The sequence below is a fragment of the Paracoccus aeridis genome (assembly GCF_004923205.2).
GTDB lineage: Bacteria > Pseudomonadota > Alphaproteobacteria > Rhodobacterales > Rhodobacteraceae > Paracoccus > Paracoccus aeridis.
The window spans coordinates 80602-98174 of the sequence record NZ_SELD02000043.1 but is presented as its reverse complement, the minus strand read 5'-3'; the positions used below and the strand labels follow the sequence as shown (position 1 = coordinate 98174).

At 69.5% G+C, this 17573-nt stretch carries 13 protein-coding genes; 10 read left to right on the top strand and 3 right to left on the bottom strand.

Annotated features, from left to right (window positions below; genetic code table 11):
- The 3 genes from ELI80_RS12995 to ELI80_RS12985 form a co-directional block, all read left to right on the top strand.
- Window positions 1-1107 (top strand): TniQ family protein (locus ELI80_RS12995; protein ID WP_136652347.1); only part of this gene is annotated, 1107 nt, incomplete at its 5' end.
- Between the two features lie 232 nt (window positions 1108-1339).
- On the top strand, window positions 1340-1771 hold the full coding sequence (locus ELI80_RS12990; protein ID WP_136652346.1) for a DUF2231 domain-containing protein: 432 nt from the start codon (window positions 1340-1342) through the stop codon (window positions 1769-1771).
- The gene (locus tag ELI80_RS12985; protein WP_201740634.1) at window positions 1768-3270 is read left to right on the top strand and encodes a PQQ-dependent sugar dehydrogenase; all 1503 of its coding nucleotides are present in this window, start codon (window positions 1768-1770) and stop codon (window positions 3268-3270) included. Before ELI80_RS12990 ends, ELI80_RS12985 begins: the two co-directional genes overlap by 4 nt.
- 21 nt (window positions 3271-3291) lie before the next feature.
- Here ELI80_RS12985 and ELI80_RS12980 read toward each other — a convergent pair whose 3' ends face one another.
- Window positions 3292-4530: an AGE family epimerase/isomerase gene (locus ELI80_RS12980; protein WP_136652345.1), complete on the bottom strand. Its 1239-nt coding sequence runs from the start codon at window positions 4528-4530 to the stop codon at window positions 3292-3294.
- A gap of 110 nt (window positions 4531-4640) precedes the next feature.
- Here ELI80_RS12980 and ELI80_RS12975 point away from each other — a divergent pair, with 110 nt between their 5' ends.
- Window positions 4641-5810, top strand: coding sequence for an acetyl-CoA acetyltransferase (locus ELI80_RS12975; RefSeq protein WP_136652344.1), 1170 nt, complete (start codon window positions 4641-4643; stop codon window positions 5808-5810).
- Here ELI80_RS12975 and ELI80_RS12970 read toward each other — a convergent pair.
- On the bottom strand, window positions 5791-6807 hold the full coding sequence (locus tag ELI80_RS12970) for an alpha/beta fold hydrolase (protein WP_136652343.1): 1017 nt from the start codon (window positions 6805-6807) through the stop codon (window positions 5791-5793). The two genes, ELI80_RS12975 and ELI80_RS12970, sit on opposite strands and share 20 nt — an antisense overlap.
- Window positions 6808-6876: 69 nt before the next feature.
- Window positions 6877-7731, bottom strand: coding sequence for a hypothetical protein (locus ELI80_RS12965; protein WP_136652342.1), 855 nt, complete (start codon window positions 7729-7731; stop codon window positions 6877-6879).
- Window positions 7732-8014: 283 nt separating this feature from the next.
- Between ELI80_RS12965 and ELI80_RS12960 the strand changes: the two genes are divergently transcribed.
- The 6 genes from ELI80_RS12960 to fzlA all read left to right on the top strand — a co-directional run bounded on the left by ELI80_RS12960 (window position 8015) and on the right by fzlA (window position 17549).
- Window positions 8015-9607, top strand: coding sequence for an NAD(P)-dependent oxidoreductase (locus tag ELI80_RS12960; protein ID WP_136652341.1), 1593 nt, complete (start codon window positions 8015-8017; stop codon window positions 9605-9607).
- A gap of 10 nt (window positions 9608-9617) precedes the next feature.
- Window positions 9618-10334 carry a hypothetical protein gene (locus ELI80_RS12955; protein ID WP_236641487.1) on the top strand — a complete coding sequence of 239 codons (717 nt, stop codon included), beginning with the start codon at window positions 9618-9620 and terminating at the stop codon, window positions 10332-10334.
- 75 nt (window positions 10335-10409) lie between these two features.
- A complete protein-coding gene (gltB, locus tag ELI80_RS12950; RefSeq protein WP_201740636.1) occupies window positions 10410-14924 on the top strand; it encodes a glutamate synthase large subunit in 4515 nt (1504 codons plus the stop codon).
- 392 nt (window positions 14925-15316) lie between these two features.
- A complete protein-coding gene (locus ELI80_RS12945) occupies window positions 15317-15940 on the top strand; it encodes a DUF1269 domain-containing protein (protein WP_136652339.1) in 624 nt (207 codons plus the stop codon).
- 58 nt (window positions 15941-15998) lie between these two features.
- On the top strand, window positions 15999-16766 hold the full coding sequence (gene mtgA / locus ELI80_RS12940; RefSeq protein WP_136652338.1) for a monofunctional biosynthetic peptidoglycan transglycosylase: 768 nt from the start codon (window positions 15999-16001) through the stop codon (window positions 16764-16766).
- Between the two features lie 96 nt (window positions 16767-16862).
- The gene (fzlA, locus tag ELI80_RS12935) at window positions 16863-17549 is read left to right on the top strand and encodes an FtsZ-binding protein FzlA (protein WP_236641486.1); all 687 of its coding nucleotides are present in this window, start codon (window positions 16863-16865) and stop codon (window positions 17547-17549) included.
- Window positions 17550-17573: the final 24 nt, after the last annotated feature.

The window sequence follows — 17573 nt, the reverse complement described above, 5'->3', positions numbered from 1 at the left end:
GTTCTGCAAACTACGTCGAGAGCCGACTATTTCAGCGGCCTGTTAACGGTGCCCACCACGACAGGAGAATCCGCGACGTCGTTCGCCTCTCGCCTGGCTCGGCGGAACGGCGTGCCCCGGATGATCACCTTCTGCTCGGATGTGGGGATCGACTACTTTGCGCTTGTGAACGGCGATCCGGTCGAAATCCAGCGGTTGGCAGTTCTGGGTGGGATCGACCCTGTCCCGCTGCAAGCGGCAACACCTTCTCTGGTTGAGCCGGGCTGGTTTCGGCTCGGGTACGAACGCATAAAATGCACCGCCTTCGCGCGGACCACGCTCAGGATCTGCCCGATTTGCGCTGAGAATCCAGGTGACAGGACGGGAATCGTCCACCATGGGTTATGGCAACTCGCAGCAATCCGTAGTTGCGAACGGCATGGCTGTCATCTCGTCGCAGTCCCGAGGCCAAAAAATGCAAATGACTGCTTCGACCATATTCCGATGGTTGAAAGTTTTCAGGCCGCAGGCACCACGATGGCTGAACTTGAGCAGCTTGAGTTGGAAAATTATCTCATCAATCGGGTCCGAAACGGCCCTGCGGGCATATGGCTGGACCGATCCCCCTTCCACGTTGCCTCGCAGGCCTGCGAGATGCTGGGCTTATTGTTGACTATTGGCCCCAAGGCAAAGCGCTCCGAGATGGAGGACGCGCAATGGGCAGCGGCAGGAACTGCCGGCCTGCGGGTTCTTCGGGGCGGACCAGATAGTCTGCGGCGGTCACACAAAAAGATTCGGGATACGCACCCGGCCGACGAGAGGCTACACCGATCGCACTATGGCGTATTCTTTGAATGGCTGCGATATCGTGATGATGACAAAGACTTCGATATTTTCCGAAACATCGTCAGAGACTTCATTTTCAAGAACTTCCCGATACCGGCTGGCGCAATAGTGTTTGGAAAGCCCTGTCCTGAGCAGCGACTTCACACTTTCGAGACGGCCGATAAATTATACGGCGTTCCACATATTAGGCTCGGTCAGAGGGCTGCGATGGTCGGCTCTCATTTTGCGTGGTCAGAGGCAGAACTACCTGAAAAGAGAGGCAAAGGCCAAGCGCAAAGTTAGCGACCGTCTATTGATTTCATTGAACTATTTTCAGCCCAAGAGGCAGAACTTCGTAACGTTACCGACCCGCCTTCATGCACGAACATCTTCTCGCGTTGCCCATGTGCAATGCGGCGCGCCGTCCCGGCGTTCACGGAAACTTATCGCCTCGCCCCGCATTGCTTTCCCGGGGCCCGGTGCGCGCTGCGCGCCGAGCGATCACCCGTCCGGTGAACAAGCGAGAGGAAGCATCGTGGTTGCCATATCCTACCTGGATGCGCGAAGGCCGCTGCATCCGCTGCATGCGATCCTTCTGTCCATCCCGCTGCCGCTGTTCATCGGCGCGCTCATCTGCGACGTCGCCTATTCGCGGACATGGCACGTGCAGTGGGGCAACTTCTCGTCCTGGCTGATCGCCGGGGCGCTGGTCGGCTGCGGACTGGCGCTGCTTTGGGCGCTGGTCGCGCTCATCCGCAACCGGGGCATGGGCGACCGGGGCAGGCTGCCGTATTTCCTCGTCCTGCTGGGCCTGTTCGTGGTCGGCCTGATCAACGCCTTCGTCCACGCCAAGGACGCCGCCGCGACCATGCCGGAGGGGCTGTGGCTGTCGGCTGCCTGCGTGGTGCTGGCGCTGGTCGCTTCCTGGATCGGCTTTGCGGGTTTCCGCACGGGAGATTTCGAATGATCCGCCTTCTGCTTCTGTCAAGCGCGCTGACGCTCGCCCCGCTGTCGGCCATGTCCCAGACGACGCAGGCCCAGGCGTTCCCGGCCGACGGGGCGCCGGACACGGCTGCGGCGCCCTTCGTGACGTCGTCGACCGGGACCGTCCCGATCGAGACCGCGCCGGCACCGGCCGAGACCGCCCCGGCAACCGGGACGGCAGCAACCGCAGCCCCGACCGAGACACCGGCCGAGACACCGACTGCGGCGGCCCAGCCCGCGCAGGCGCGGCAAGGCGGCGTCCCCGCCTCGCAGGTGGGGCCGAACCCGGACCTTCCGGCCCCCCGGCGGGGCTTACTGCCCGACATGACGGTGCCGCGCCCGGCCCTGTGGGGCGACGACCTGCCCACCGTGCCGGCGGGCTTCACCATCGCCGCCATTGCGACGGACCTGAAGATCCCGCGCCAGACGCTGGTGCTGCCGAACGGCGACATCCTCGTGGCCGAGGGAACGGGCGGCGGCGCGCCTGCGCTGCGCCCCAAGGACCTGATCGCCAACTTCATCAAGGGCCTGGGAAAAAGCAGCGTCGAGGGCGGCAACCGCCTGACCCTGCTGCGCGACGCCGACGGCGACGGCACGTACGAGACGCAGGGGGTCTTCGCCGAGGACCTGAACGCGCCCTACGGCCTTGCGCTGGTGGACGGGCAGCTGTTCGTCGCCAACCAGGACGCCGTGGTGCGGTTCGACTACGTGGACGGGCAGACCACCGCGAGCGGCCCGCCCGAGACGCTGACCCTGCTTCCGTCCGAGATCAACCACCACTGGACCAAGGCCATGACCGCCAGCGCGGACGGCCGCTTCCTGTACGTGGGGATCGGGTCGAACAGCAACATCACCGAACGCGGCATCGCGGCCGAGGAGGATCGCGCGATGGTCTGGCAGATCGACACGCAGACCGGCGCGCATCGTCCCTATGCGACCGGGCTGCGCAACCCGACCGCGCTGGCGATCCAGCCCGGCACGGGTCAGCTGTGGGCGGTGGTGAACGAACGCGACGAGATCGGCCCGGACCTCGTCCCCGACTACCTGACCTCGGTGCAGGAGGGCGCGTTCTACGGCTGGCCCTACAGCTACTGGGGCCAGACCGTCGATCCCCGCGCCCAGCCGCAGGACCCCGAAAAGGTCGCCTCGGCCATCGCGCCCGACTACGCGCTGGGATCGCACGTGGCGGCGCTGGGCGTGTCGTTCTCGACCCCCGCGATGGGGGCGGACTTTGCCGATGGCGTGTTCGTGGGCGAGCACGGCAGCTGGAACCGCGACGACCCAGTCGGCTACAAGGTCATCTTCGTGCCGTTCCAGGACGGCCGCCCTGCGGGCGATCCGGTTGACTTCGTGACGGGCTTCCTTCTGGACGAGGGCAATACCCGCGGCCGCCCCGTCGGGGTGACGGTCGATCCGCGCGGTGCCGTGATCGTGGCGGACGACCTGTCGAACACGGTCTGGCGCATCACGCCCGCGTCGTGACCCGGCCCGGCCGGCCGCGCCCTAGCGCGCGCCGGCCTGCTGGCGCAGGTCATCGGCAAGCCGCGACAGGCCCGGCACCTGCGGCAGAAGCACCGCCTGCAGCGAATGATAGATGTCGGGCTTGCCGGTGAACAGGCGCGAGGCCGGCCGGCCGCGATCGTCGATTTCGGGGAACCAGCCGCCGCGCGCGTGGTCGATCAGGCTTGCATCCGCGAAGGTCCAGAGCCGGCGGTACCATGCCTCGTCCTCCTCCTGCGGGTCCAGCTTCTGCAGCGCGGCCACGGCGCCGATCGCCTCGGCCACGGGCCACCAGTAGCGGTCGCGGATCAGCACCCGGTGGTCGTCGCCCAGCGTGTAGGCGAAGCCGCCCTCGCGTAGCCACGCCGCGTCCAACGCGGTGTGGATCATCGTGCGGGCGCGGCCGGGCGCGCCGTCGTCCGGGCGGCCCGACAGGTCCCAGTGCTGCAGCGCCAGCCGGCCCAGTTCGAACGAATGACCGGGCGTGGTGCCCGGCGGGCGGAACATCGGATTGCCGCGATAGGCCCTGTCGACGCGCCAGTGCGCGTCGTAGTGTTCGGGGATGTGCCAGCCGTGGGCCGGCGCGATCTCTCCCACGAAGAAGTCCAGGATCCGGCCTGCGCGGGCAAGGTGCTGCGGCTCGCCGGTCGCCTCGAACGCGGCCAGCAGCGCCTCGACCCCGTGCATGTTCGCGTTCATGCCACGATAGGTCGAGAACGGCTGCCAGTCGCGGGTGTATTCGTCGCGCAGACGCCCGCACGGCTCGTCCCAGAAATGGCGGTCGATGATCTCTGCCACGTCCGCGATCAGGCGGTCGGCGTCCGGGTGCCCCGCGGTCTTCGCCGACGCGCCGGCCAGCAGCACGAAGACGTGGCCGTAGGCGAGCTTGGTCCCGTCGGCCACGCCGCCCGCGTCCGTGGACCAGACATAGCCGCCATGCCGCCCGTCTCGGTGATGCGACCACAGCCGCGCCATCCCCGCGTCGATCATGTCGGTGCAGTCCGGCAGCCCCGCAGCGTGGGCGAGCGCGAAGGAATGGACCAGCCGCGTCGTCGTGTGCAGTTCCTGCAGGCCGCCCGGCAACGGCGTGCCGTCCAGATCCAGCACCGCGAACGCGCCGCCTGCCCGCAGGCTGGGGCGGAAGAACCGGACCTGCCGGGCCGCGTCGGCGCGCAGCCACGCCAGATGCTCGGGCAGGTCGCGCCAGTTGATGTCGGGATCGTCGGAACGGGGCAGCGGCATGGGGCGGTCCTGAAGATGGGCGGGCGCAGCATGGCACCGCGCCGCCACGGTTGCCAGACCGCCCGCGGGGTGCCATGCAGGGATCGAGCACCCAAGGCAGAGGTTCCACGATGGGCAAGGCACAGATCGTCGGTTGGGCACATTCCCGCTTCGGCAAGGCCGAGGCGCCCGACACCGAGACCCTGATGGCCGAGGTCGTCCCGCAGGCCCTCGACCACGCCGGCATTGCGCCCGAGGACGTGGACGGGATCTTCGTCGGCGTCTTCAACAACGGCTTCGCGCGGCAGGACTTCCAGGGCGCGCTGGTCGCGATGGGCGACGAGCGGTTCGCCCACACCCCGGCGACGCGCTACGAAAACGCCTGCGCCACCGGATCGGCCGCGATGCACGGGGCGATGGACTTCATCGAATCGGGCCGGGGCCGGATCGCGCTGGTCGTGGGCGCCGAGAAGATGACCGCGACCCCGAACGTCGAGGTGGGCGACATCCTGCTGGGCTGCTCCTACCGCAAGGAGGAGGCGGAGGTTCAGGGCGGGTTCGCGGGCCTGTTCGGGCAGATCGCCGACAAGTACTTCCAGCGCTACGGCGACCGGTCCGAGGAGCTGGCGATGATCGCGGCCAAGAACCACGGCAACGGCGTCGCGAACCCCTATGCGCACATGAGGAAGGACTTCGACACCACCTTCTGCAACACCGTCAGCGACAAGAACCCGCGCGTCGCGGGGCCGCTGCGGCGCACCGACTGCTCGCTGGTGTCCGACGGCGCGGCGGTGCTGGTGCTGGCGGACGAGGAAACCGCCGCCGGCATGGCCCGCGCCATCGCCTTCCGCGCCCGCGCGCAGGCCAACGACATCATGGCGATGTCGCACCGCGACGTGCTGGAATTCCGCGGCGCGCGGATGGCATGGGCCAAGGCGTTCGACCAGTCGGGCCTGACGCTGGACGACCTGTCCCTGGTGGAAAGCCACGACTGCTTCACCATCGCCGAGCTGATCGAATACGAGGCGATGGGCCTGGCCGAACCCGGCGAGGGCCACCGCGTCATTCGCGAGGGGATCACGCGGAAGGACGGGCGGCTGCCGGTGAACCCGTCGGGCGGGCTGAAGGCCAAGGGGCATCCGATCGGCGCGACGGGCGTTTCCATGCACGTCATGGCGGCGATGCAGCTGGCCGGCGAGGCCGAGGGGATGCAGGTCCCGGACGCCAAGCTCGCGGGCGTCTTCAACATGGGCGGGGCTGCGGTCGCGAACTACGTCTCGATCATGGAGCGGGTGAAGTAGGGGGCCGGGGGCGCGCTTCGGCGGCAACGTTCTCTGTCATATCCTTCGCCACGTCATCCGCCACGTCGCGCAGCCAGGCCGCCACCAGTCGCGGCTGCGTGATCGGCAGCATGTGCCCGCCCGGCACCAGCGTCAGCCGCACCATGCCGCTGGCCCCGGCGAGCAGCGCGGCGTGCTGCGCCGGGGCGACCAGCGCGTCGCTTTCCGCGCCCAGCACGTGGATCGGGACCGACAGCTCGGCATAGCGCCGCGACAGCGCCGGCAGCTGGTCCAGCGCCGCGCGGAGGTCGCGCCCCGCCGCGGCGATGCTGCGCGGCCTGAGCGCGAGAAAGCCGCCACCCTTCCAGCCGACCGACAGCGGCCAAGGCTCGGGCGAGAAGATGTGCTTCGTGACGAACGGCGACAGCGGCGCCGACATCGGCGCAGCGAGGGTCTGGGTCCAGAGCCACCCCAGTGGCGTCGGCGCCAGCAGCGCCCTCTGCCACGCCGCGTCTTCCGGTGAGCGCAGCGGGTGGGTCGCCGGGGCGATCAGCGCCGCGCCCCGGATCGCGCCGGGATGGTCCAGCGCCACCTGCAGCGACAGCGCGCCGCCGAGCGAGTGCCCGACCAGCAGCGGGCGGTCGAGGCCGAGCGTCTCGATCAGCCGGACCACCAGCCCCGCCTGTGCGGCAAGGCTGCCCTTGGGGCCGATATCGTCGGAATAGCCCGCGCCGGGGCGGTCGACGACGTGGATCTCGTGCGCGTCGTCCAGCAGTTCCGTCAGGCGCATGGTGAAGTTGCGCGCCGTCCCAGCAAGGCCGTGGATCATCAGCATCGCCGGCCGGCCGTCGCGGCGCGCGCCGCGCGAGACGACGTGCAGACGGACCCCGCCCACCTCGACCATTCGGCCGTGCGGGGGTGCGGCGGCCTCGATCCCGGCCTGCATCGCGCGCGAGATCAGCGCGGATGTCGCGAGGACGCGGGCGGCGGCGGCAAGGACGGATCTGGTGCGCGGCATGGCGGCCCCCCTGAAGCTTTCGGAAGGGAACGCGCGCGGGGCCGCTTCGGACCCCACGCGGGCGGAACGTCAGCGTTGCTGCCCCGGCCAGCCGCAGGGCCAGCACCCCCGGCGCGGGTCGTCCCAGTCGGGCATGTCGAGCCAGGGATACCAGCAGATCCCCGCCACCGGCACGCCCGACAGCGCCACCTCGGCCCGGACATGCGCCAGCCAGCCCCAGCGGTCGCGGATGTGCGGAAACCGCCGGTGCGCGGCGCGCAGGCCGTCGTGCCAGCCGGTTTCCGTGATCATCACCGGCAGGCGGTAGCGTTCCGAAACGGCCTGCAGGACGCGGTGCAGCGGCTCGATCGCGTGGTGGGGGTAGTAGTTGACGCCGACCATCTGGACGAGGCCGGTCCCCACCAGCTCGTCCGTCGCGCGGAACACCGACGGGGCAAGGTGGTGGAACGGGTCGCAGGTGGCGAAGCGCGGGGCGTTCGGCAGCATCGCCGCGCTGGTCATCATCCTGCGCGCGGCGGCGATGGCGCGCGACGGCGTGATCCCCGACACGCGCCGCCCGACCGAGGGTTCGTTCACCGCGATCGCCCAGGCGCCCGGCGGCAGCGCGACCGCGCAGGCGATGGCGTGCGCGGCGGGCCGGGGCGGCAGGTCGAAGTGGCAGAAATCCCAGATCACCGGAAAGCCGTCCGGCACCGCCTGCACGCGGGCCACCACGTCATGGCGCCACGACAGCCCGTCGCGCGCGCCCGCCGCCCCCTGCCCGATCGCGGTGGCGTAGTGATGCGCCATGCCGGCGTCCGGCAGGTGGCCTGTCGAGTGAAGCAGGTCGTGCCCGCTCCAATGCAGGCGCCCGCACTCGAACCCGGCGATGATGGGGATGTCGCTGCCGTAGACCGGCTCGAACGCGGGGAAGGCGGCTGGCAAGGCTCCGTCCATGACTCTCGCGGCACTTGGAACAAAACAGGCACGAGGCTTAACCGATCGGGGCGAAGGTGGAAACCCCCGGATGCAGGAGAACACCGGGCATCCCATACTTGGGTCCGCTTTCGTACCTAAATAAATCCACGCGCCGCAGCAGCTTACCGGACGGCAGGGGCCGATTTGCGTTGTAGGTCAGCAACGCTGCCTTTTCTCTCTGAACGGCCTGATTTAGAACGATTCGCGGGCGTCGCGGCGCTCATTCTGCCGATTGATGGGGGCGCAGCCGATGGCCACGCAGAAGATGCTCAGGTTCGTGACGGTCGGGCGCGAGATGCCCGAAAAGCGCGAGGCATCCGACCGCGCCCGGGACTTCCACGAAATCTACCGCGAGTTTGCCGACGCCAAGGCCGCCGAGCAATCCAGCCGCTGCTCGCAATGCGGCGTGCCCTACTGCCAGTCGCACTGCCCGCTGCACAACAACATTCCCGACTGGCTGCGCCTGACCGCCGAGGGGCGGCTGCACGAGGCCTATCTGCGCAGCCAGGAAACCAACACGTTCCCCGAGATCTGCGGCCGCATCTGCCCGCAGGACCGGCTGTGCGAAGGCAACTGCGTGATCGAGCAGTCGGGCCACGGCACCGTCACCATCGGCGCGATCGAGAAATACATCACCGACACCGCGTGGGACGAAGGCTGGGTCCAGGCCCCCCGCCCGGCCATCGAGCGCCCCGAAAGCGTTGGCATCATCGGGGCCGGTCCCGGGGGCCTTGCCGCCGCCGACCGGCTGCGGGCGATGGGGTTCCAGGTCACCGTCTATGACCGGCACGACCGCGCGGGCGGGCTGATGATCTACGGCATCCCCGGCTTCAAGCTGGAAAAGCCGGTGGTGGAACGGCGGTCGAGACTGCTGGCCGACGCGGGCGTCGTGTTCCGGCTGAACGCGGACGTGGGCCGCTCGATCACATTCGACGAAATCCGCGCGCAGCACGACGCGGTGCTGATCGCGACCGGGGTCTACAAGACCCGCGACCTCGACATCGACAACGCCCCGGCGCAGGGCGTGGTCGCGGCGCTGGACTACCTGACCGCGTCGAACCGGATCGACCTGGGCGACCACGTCCCCGACTTCGATGACGGGGAGCTGAACGCCGCCGGCAAGCGCGTCGTCGTGGTCGGCGGCGGCGACACCGCGATGGACTGCGTCCGCACCGCGATCCGGCAGGGCGCGGAAAGCGTGAAGTGCCTGTATCGCCGCGACCGCGCCAACATGCCGGGATCGCAGCGCGAGGTGCAGAACGCCGAGGAGGAGGGCGTCGAGTTCGTGTGGCTGTCGGCCCCTGCCGCGTTCTCGGGGCACGTCGTGGGCGACGCCGCGCTTCGGGATGAAGCGGATGTGGCCAACGACGGCGGCGACGTGGATGGCGACGGGATCGGCGACAACCCGAAGCTCTCGCCTGCGCGGCTGCGGACGGAAACCGACCGCTCCACCGGCCCCGTCGGGCAACAGGCGGCGGGCCGCGTCACCGGCCTGCAGGTGCAGCGGATGCGGCTGGGCGCGCCCGACGTGTCGGGGCGCCAGTCGCCCGAGCTGATCGAGGGCGCGATCCACGACGAACCCGCCGACCTCGTCATCAAGGCGCTGGGGTTCGAGCCCGAGGAACTGCCCCGGCTCTGGGGCGTCGAGGGGCTGGAGGTCACGCGCTGGGGCACCATCCGCGCCGACCACCGCACCCACCGCACCAGCCTCGATGGCGTGTATGCCGTGGGCGACATCGTGCGGGGCGCGAGCCTCGTCGTCTGGGCCATCCGCGACGGGCGCGAGGCGGCCGACAGCATCGCGGCCGCGCTGACCCGTTCGGGCAGCATCGCCGCCGAGTGAGGGGCACCCCGTGACGATCACGCTCAACACGGGCAGGGGCGCGCTGGCGCTGGGTCTCGCGGCGCTCGCGGGCCCTGCCCTTGCTGCGGCCCCGGTCTTCACCCCGCCACCGGGCTGCACGCTGGAAATGACGGTCCAGAACCGCAGCTGCACCGTGTCGCAGCACTATCGCTGCGACGCCGATGCGCCCGGCGACCAGTGGGTCGAATACTTCACCCGCGAGGGCGCCACCTACCGGTCGAGGATCGACGACGAGACGCGGTGGATGGAAAGCCACGGCCTGCTGGACGGCATCACCGACCGGATCGAGGAAGGCGGGCCGGACGATTCCAGCCTGACCACGCTTCTGGCGGAGGGCTCGGACGAGTTCGACTTCTGGACCCGCTCGGACGCGGGCGAGCGGCTGCACCATGTCGGCCGGGACGAGCTGACCGGCGACACCGCCGAGGTCGGCGGCGTGCCCCTGAAGATCACGCGCTTCCAGCTGCGGACCTTCGACGAAGCCGGCAACCTGCTGATCGAACGCTCGGGCCAGCAGTTCGTGAGCGAGGCACAGCGCCGCTTCTACGGCGGGGTCGAAACCGCGACCGACTGGACCGGCGAGCGGCAGGAAACGAACGACAGCCCCGTCCGGTTCAGCTTCCCCGGCCAGCCCGGCTTCGGCTCGACCGAGCCGCAATACGACTGCGAGATCCAGATGGTCCGCGCCGGGTTCCCCCATGCCTGAGACGCGCCCCGACTGCGAACGCTGCGACAATCCCCATCTCGAAGGAGACATGCCGTGACCATTTCCCCGAGCTGGATGGCCGACGAGGAAACCCGCCGCGCCTGGATGGCGGAAAACTCGATGTACCGGGCCGAGGACGAGCATGCGTCCTGCGGCGTGGGCCTCGTCGTGTCGATCGACGGCAGCAAGTCGCGCCGCGTCGTGGAACACGGCATCAACGCGCTGAAGGCGGTCTGGCACCGCGGCGCGGTGGACGCGGACGGCAAGACCGGCGACGGCGCGGGCATCCACGTCCAGATCCCGGTCCCGTTCTTCCACGACCAGGTCCGCCGCACCGGGCACGAACCCGATGCGGGCAAGCTGATCGCCGTGGGCCAGGTGTTCCTGCCCCGCACCGACTTCGCCGCGCAGGAACGCTGCCGCACGATCGTGGAAACCGAAGTGCTGCGGATGGGCCACTACATCTACGGCTGGCGGCACGTGCCCGTGAACACCGCGGTCCTGGGCGAAAAGGCCAACGCCACCCGCCCCGAGATCGAGCAGATCCTGATCCGCTGCGAAGGCGACATCGACGACGAGACGTTCGAGCGCGAGCTCTACATCATCCGCCGCCGGATCGAGCGCGCGGCGACCGCGGCGCAGGTGCAGGGGCTCTACTTCGCCTCGCTCAGCTGCCGGTCGATCATCTACAAGGGGATGATGCTGGCCGAACAGGTGGCCGAGTTCTACCCCGACCTCAAGGACGCGCGGTTCGAAAGCGCCTTCGCGATCTACCACCAGCGCTATTCGACCAACACCTTCCCGCAGTGGTGGCTGGCGCAGCCGTTCCGCATGCTCGCCCACAACGGCGAGATCAACACGCTGCGCGGCAACGTCAACTGGCTGAAGAGCCACGAGATCCGCATGGCGTCGTCCACGTTCGGGGACATGGCGGACGACATCAAGCCGATCGTCCCGGCGGGCTCGTCGGACAGCGCCGCGCTGGACGCGGTGTTCGAGGTGCTGGTGCGGTCGGGCCGCAACGCGCCGATGACCAAGACCATGCTGGTCCCGGAAAGCTGGTCCAAGTCCGCGACCGACATTCCCAGGGCGTGGGCCGACATGTACGCCTATTGCAACGCCGTGATGGAGCCTTGGGACGGCCCCGCCGCCCTCGCCATGACCGACGGGCGCTGGGTCTGCGGCGGGCTGGACCGCAACGGGCTGCGGCCGATGCGCTATGTCGTGACCGGCGACGGGCTGCTGGTCGCGGGGTCCGAGGTGGGCATGGTCCCGGTGGACGAGACCTCCGTCCGCGAGAAGGGGGCGCTCGGGCCGGGGCAGATGATCGCCGTCGACATGGCCGAGGGCCGGCTTTACCACGACCGCGAGATCAAGGACAAACTCGCCGCCGCGCAGCCGTTCGGCGAATGGGTGCAGAAGGTCGTCCAGCTGTCGGCGCAGATGAAGGAGCTGCCCGAGACGGTGTCCTTCACCGGCGAGGATCTGCGCCGCCGCCAGATCGCCGCGGGCTACAGCGTCGAGCAGCTTGAAACCATCCTCGCGCCCATGGCCGAGGACGGCAAGGAAACGCTGGCCTCGATGGGCGACGACACCCCGCCCGCCGTGCTGTCGCGGCAGTATCGCCCGCTCAGCCACTTCTTCCGCCAGAACTTCAGCCAGGTCACGAACCCGCCCATCGATTCCCTTCGCGAATCGCGGGTGATGAGCCTCAAGACCCGGTTCGGCAACCTCAAGAACGTGCTCGACGAAAGCTCGGCCCAGACCGAGATCACGATGCTGGAGACGCCGTTCCTCGCCAATGCCGAGTTCGAGGCGCTGATGGCCGCCTTCGCCGAGCAGGTGACGCGGATCGACTGCACCTTCGGCCAGGGGCCGGACGCGCTGCAGCAGGCGCTTCACCGCATCCGGGCGGAAGCCGAGGACGCGGTGCGGTCGGGGGCGGGCCAGATCGTCCTGACCGACGAGGCGCTGGGGCAGGGACGGATCGGCATCCCGATGGTGCTGGCGACCAGCGCGGTTCATTCGTGGCTGACCCGCAAGGGGCTGCGGACCTTCTGTTCGATCAACGTCCGCTCGTCCGAGGCGGTGGACCCGCACGACTTCGCGGTGCTGATCGGCTGCGGCGCGACGACGGTGAACCCCTATCTCGCGCAGGACAGCATCGCCGACCGGATCGCGCGCGGGCTGCTGGCGGGCGACCTCATCACCGCGATGCGCCGCTACCGCGACGCGATCGACGCGGGGCTGCTGAAGATCATGGCGAAGATGGGGATTTCCGTCCTGTCGTCCTATCGCGGCGGCCTCAACTTCGAGGCCGTGGGCCTGAGCCGCGCGATGGTGGCCGAGTATTTCCCCGGCATGCAGAGCCGCATCTCGGGCATCGGGCTGATCGGCATCCAGCGCAAGCTCGAGCGCGTCCACGCGCAGGCCTTCGCCGAACCCGCCGATCTTCTGCCCATCGGCGGCTTCTACAAGGCCAGGCGTTCCGGCGAAAAGCACGCGTGGGAAGCCAACACCATGCGACTGCTGCAGGTCGCCTGCGAAAAGGCGTCCTACGAGATCTGGAAGCAGTTCTCGGCCGCGATCCGTGCGAACCCGCCGATCCACATCCGCGACCTGCTGGACATCAAGCCGCTGGGCAAGCCGGTCCCGATCGAGGAGGTGGAATCGATCACCTCGATCCGCAAGCGCTTCGTGACGCCGGGCATGAGCCTCGGCGCGCTGAGCCCCGAGGCGCACATGACGCTGAACATCGCCATGAACCGCATCGGCGCGAAGTCCGACAGCGGCGAGGGCGGCGAGGACCCGGCGCACCACGCGCCGCTGCCGAACGGCGACAACCCGTCCGCGAAGATCAAGCAGGTCGCGTCGGGGCGGTTCGGCGTGACGGCGGAATACCTCAACGCCTGCGAGGAGCTGGAAATCAAGGTCGCGCAGGGGGCGAAGCCCGGCGAGGGCGGGCAGCTGCCCGGCATGAAGGTCACGTCGCTGATCGCGCGGCTGCGCCACTCGACGCCGGGCGTGACGCTGATCTCGCCGCCGCCGCACCACGACATCTATTCGATCGAGGATCTCGCGCAGCTGATCTACGACCTCAAGCAGATCAACCCGCGCGCCAAGATCACGGTCAAGCTGGTCGCAGGCTCGGGCGTGGGCACGATCGCCGCGGGCGTGGCGAAGGCCAAAGCCGACATCATCCTCATCTCCGGCCACAACGGCGGCACGGGGGCGTCGCCCGCGACCTCGATCAAGTTCGCGGGCCTGCCGTGGGAGATGGGGCTGACCGAAGCGCACCAGGTCCTCGCCATGAACCGGCTGCGCGACCGGGTCACGCTGCGGACCGACGGCGGTCTTCGCACCGGCCGCGACATCGTCATGGCCGCGATGATGGGGGCCGAGGAATACGGCATCGGCACCGCCGCGCTGATCGCGATGGGCTGCATCATGGTCCGCCAGTGCCAGTCGAACACCTGCCCCGTGGGCGTCTGCACGCAGGACGAGCGCCTGCGCGCGATGTTCACCGGCAGCGCCGACAAGGTCGTGAACCTCATCACCTTCTACGCGCAGGAGGTGCGCGAGATCCTCGCCTCGATCGGCGCGCGGTCCATCGACGAGGTGATCGGGCGCGCGGACCTGCTGACGCAGGTCAGCCGGGGGTCGGCGCATCTGGACGACCTCGACCTGAACCCGCTGCTCATCACCGTCGATGGCGCGGACAAGATCGTCTACGACCGCTCGCGCCCGCGCAACGCGGTCCTCGACACGCTCGACGCCGAGATCGTCAAGGACGCCGCCCGCTTCTTCGAGGACGGCGAGAAGATGCAGCTGTCCTACGCCGTGCGGAACACCCACCGCACCATCGGCACGCGCACCAGCTCGCTGATCGTGCAGAAATACGGGATGCGGAACAAGCTCCAGCCCGATCACCTGACGCTGCGCCTGACGGGCAGCGCAGGGCAGTCGCTCGGCGCCTTCGCGGCGCGGGGGCTGAAGATCGAGGTGACGGGCGATGCCAACGACTATGTCGGCAAGGGCCTGTCGGGCGGGATCATCGTGGTGAAGCCGCCGATGGGCAGCCCGCTGGTGGCGGCCGACAACGTCATCATCGGCAACACCGTCCTGTACGGCGCGACCGACGGCCACCTGTTCGCGGCCGGCCGCGCGGGCGAACGCTTCGCCGTGCGGAACTCGGGCGCGAAGGTGGTGATCGAGGGCTGCGGCACCAACGGCTGCGAATACATGACCGGCGGCGTCGCGGTGATCCTGGGCGCCATCGGCACCAACTTCGGCGCCGGGATGACGGGCGGCATGGCCTACATCTACGACCCCGACGGCGTGGCGGCGAAGAACCTGAACATGGAGACGCTGGTGACCTGCCCGGTGACGCAGCCGTTCTGGGAAGACCAGCTGCGCGCGCTGGTCGAACGCCATGCGGCGGAAACCGGCAGCGCCAGGGCGGCAGAGATCCTGCAGGACTGGGACCGGACCCGCGCCGCGTTCCTGCAGGTCTGCCCGGTCGAGATGCTGGCGCACCTGAAGCACCCGCTGGCCGATGCCGGCGAGCTGGCGGCGGTCCCGGCGGAGTGAGCCAAGCGGCGCCGGTCGGATGGACCGGCGCCGTTCCGCGCACGTCGCGACGGCCGGTGAAGGCGTCGCAGGATCGCCCTGCGGTCGTCTGATCGGAGCGCGGGAGCGACGATCAGCGTGCGCCGAGACGCGACAGCAAGGCCGCGATCTCGACCTGCTCGGGTCAAGGCGCCATGGCGGCCGAACGGGCAACCGGTGGCAGCGGGCCTCGTCCGCACCACCCGCCCCCGACATCCAGTCGACAGGGCGATCCGACGCGCTGGTCGCTGAGGAAGGTCGGCCTCGATCCGGCAGGCCATCCCGGAAGCCTGCGGCCGCCGCGCAGGCGAAGCGCGGAACCCTGCGCGCGGGGCGAGGGTTGGGGCGCAGCACACCAACCTTCGAGGACCAACATGTCAGACCTGATCGTGATCGCCTTCGACAACCAGGATGACGCCTTCGCCGTGCGGCAGGATCTCGCCAAGGCGCAGTCCGAATACCTCGTCGAGCTTGAGGATGCGGTCGTCGTCACCCGGCCCGACGCCGAGCACTACCAGCTTCACCAGGCCGCGAACCTGACCGCGGCGGGTGCGCTGGGCGGCGGGTTCTGGGGCGGGCTGATCGGGCTTCTGTTCCTCAACCCGCTGCTGGGCGCGGCCGTGGGGGCGGGCGCCGGGGCGCTGGCCGGCAGCGCATCGGATTACGGCATCAACGACGACTTCATCCGCCAGATCGGCAAGACGGTGCCCGTCGGCAGCGGGGCGGTGTTCATCCTGTCGCGCAAGCTGAACCTCGACAAGCTGCTGCCGCGGCTGCAGCAATATGCCGGCGCGCGCGTGATCCAGACCTCGCTGGGGAACGAGGACGAGGCGCGGCTGCGCGCGGCCCTGTCGGGCGGCGCCCATGCGCCGCTAAGCGAGCCGCCGGTGCAGGCGGAAGCGCCCCGGAGCTCGATCCTGGCCGCCGACACCAACGCCGACACCAACGCCGACGGGGACATCCCGACGACGACCCCGTCTGTCCCGCCGCGGCTCTGACCCCCGCGCGGCCACGGCAACCTTGACGCGCGGCGCGGGGGCGTGAGACCACGCCCCCATGCGCTTCGGCATCCCTCCTCCCCCGCCGGTCGAGGACGTCCCCCCGGCCCCGCCCCCGCGGCCCGTCGCGAGGCGGCGCGGCGTGGCGCTGCGGCTTCTCCGCCCGCTCCGGCGGCTCGGGCGGCCGCTGCGCTGGTTCGCGCTCAGGGTGCTGGCGCTGATGGCGGGGCTGGTGGTGCTCTACTGGATGGTCAACCCGCCCACGACCTGGACCATCATGCGCGAGGCCGGACCGGGCGCGCGCCAGTGGGTGCGGATGGACGACATCGCGCCCGTGGTCGCGCGGTCGGTCGTCGCGGCCGAGGACGCGAACTTCTGCAACCACTGGGGGTTCGACATGACCGAGATCCGGCGCGTCATCGCCTCGGGCTCGAACCGGGGCGCGTCCACGATCACCCAGCAGACGGCGAAGAACGTCTATCTGTGGCAGGGGCGCAGCTGGGCGCGCAAGCTGCTGGAGACCGTCTACACGCCGATGATCGAAGCGGTCTGGTCCAAGCGCCGGATCCTCGAGGCGTACCTGAACGTGGCCGAGTTCGGCCCCGGCATCTTCGGCATCGACGCCGCCGCGCGCGAGCTGTTCGGCACCACGCCCGACAGGCTGTCGGCACGCCAGGCGGCGGCGCTGGCGGCGGTCCTGCCCGCGCCCAAGACGCGCCGCCCCGAGCCCGGCTCGCGCCGGGCGCGGGCGATCGCGGACGGCGCCGCGACGATCCAGGCGGACGGCCGCGCCGCGTGCTTCCAGCGCGAGCAGCCGGCCGGCTGACCGCCGGGGAGAAGCCGCCGCGGTTGAAACACCTGCGCCCGGGGCGTATGACCGCAAGGTCCCGCGAAAGCCTTGAGCACAGACCAGATCGCCCGAATGTCCATGACCGCCTCGTCCACCCCGCGCCTTTACCACATCGCGCTGTCCCCGTTCTGCCGCAAGGTGCGGCTGGTCCTGGGCGAGAAGCGGATCGAGGTCGAACTGGTCGAGGAACGCTACTGGGAGCCGGGGTCCGAGGTGCTGAAGCGCAATCCCGCGGGCAAGATCCCGGTCCTGCGGATGGACGGGCGGCTGATGGCCGAAAGCCAGGCGATCTGCGAATACCTGGACGAAACGGTGCCCGCGCCGCCCTTGATGCCGGGATCGCCGCTGGAACGCTACGAGGTGCGCCGGCTCTGCGCGTGGTTCGACGACAAGTTCAACCGCGAGGTCACCCAGCCGATCCTGTCCGAGCGGGTGTGGAAGAAGGTCATGAAGGCCGGCTATCCCGACAGCAAGCTGGTCAAGGGCGGCCTGCGCGCGGTCAAGGACCACATGGACTACCTGACCGGCCTGCTGGAGACGCGCAAGTGGCTGGCCGGGACCACGCTGAGCCTCGCCGACTTCACCGCCGCGGCGCATCTGTCGTGCCTCGACTACATTTCGGACGTGGACTGGGACCGCTCGGCCACGCTGCGCGACTGGTACGCGACCGTGAAGTCGCGGCCAGCGTTCCGCAGCGTGCTGGCCGACCAGGTGCCGGGGATCCCGCCCGCGCCGCACTATGCCCAGCTCGACTTCTGAGCGGTCGCAGGGGGGCGCCGCCCC

Bases quoted from the DNA above. Each gene is read 5' to 3' on its own strand.
- fzlA (WP_236641486.1), top strand. From the start codon at position 16,863: ATGTCCATGACCGCCTCGTCCACCCCGCGCCTTTACCACATCGCGCTG.
- mtgA (WP_136652338.1), top strand. From the start codon at position 15,999: ATGCGCTTCGGCATCCCTCCTCCCCCGCCGGTCGAGGACGTCCCCCCG.
- ELI80_RS12980 (WP_136652345.1), bottom strand. From the start codon at position 4,530: ATGCCGCTGCCCCGTTCCGACGATCCCGACATCAACTGGCGCGACCTG.
- ELI80_RS12975 (WP_136652344.1), top strand. From the start codon at position 4,641: ATGGGCAAGGCACAGATCGTCGGTTGGGCACATTCCCGCTTCGGCAAG.
- ELI80_RS12945 (WP_136652339.1), top strand. From the start codon at position 15,317: ATGTCAGACCTGATCGTGATCGCCTTCGACAACCAGGATGACGCCTTC.
- ELI80_RS12985 (WP_201740634.1), top strand. From the start codon at position 1,768: ATGATCCGCCTTCTGCTTCTGTCAAGCGCGCTGACGCTCGCCCCGCTG.
- ELI80_RS12960 (WP_136652341.1), top strand. From the start codon at position 8,015: ATGGCCACGCAGAAGATGCTCAGGTTCGTGACGGTCGGGCGCGAGATG.
- ELI80_RS12970 (WP_136652343.1), bottom strand. From the start codon at position 6,807: ATGCCGCGCACCAGATCCGTCCTTGCCGCCGCCGCCCGCGTCCTCGCG.
- gltB (WP_201740636.1), top strand. From the start codon at position 10,410: ATGGCCGACGAGGAAACCCGCCGCGCCTGGATGGCGGAAAACTCGATG.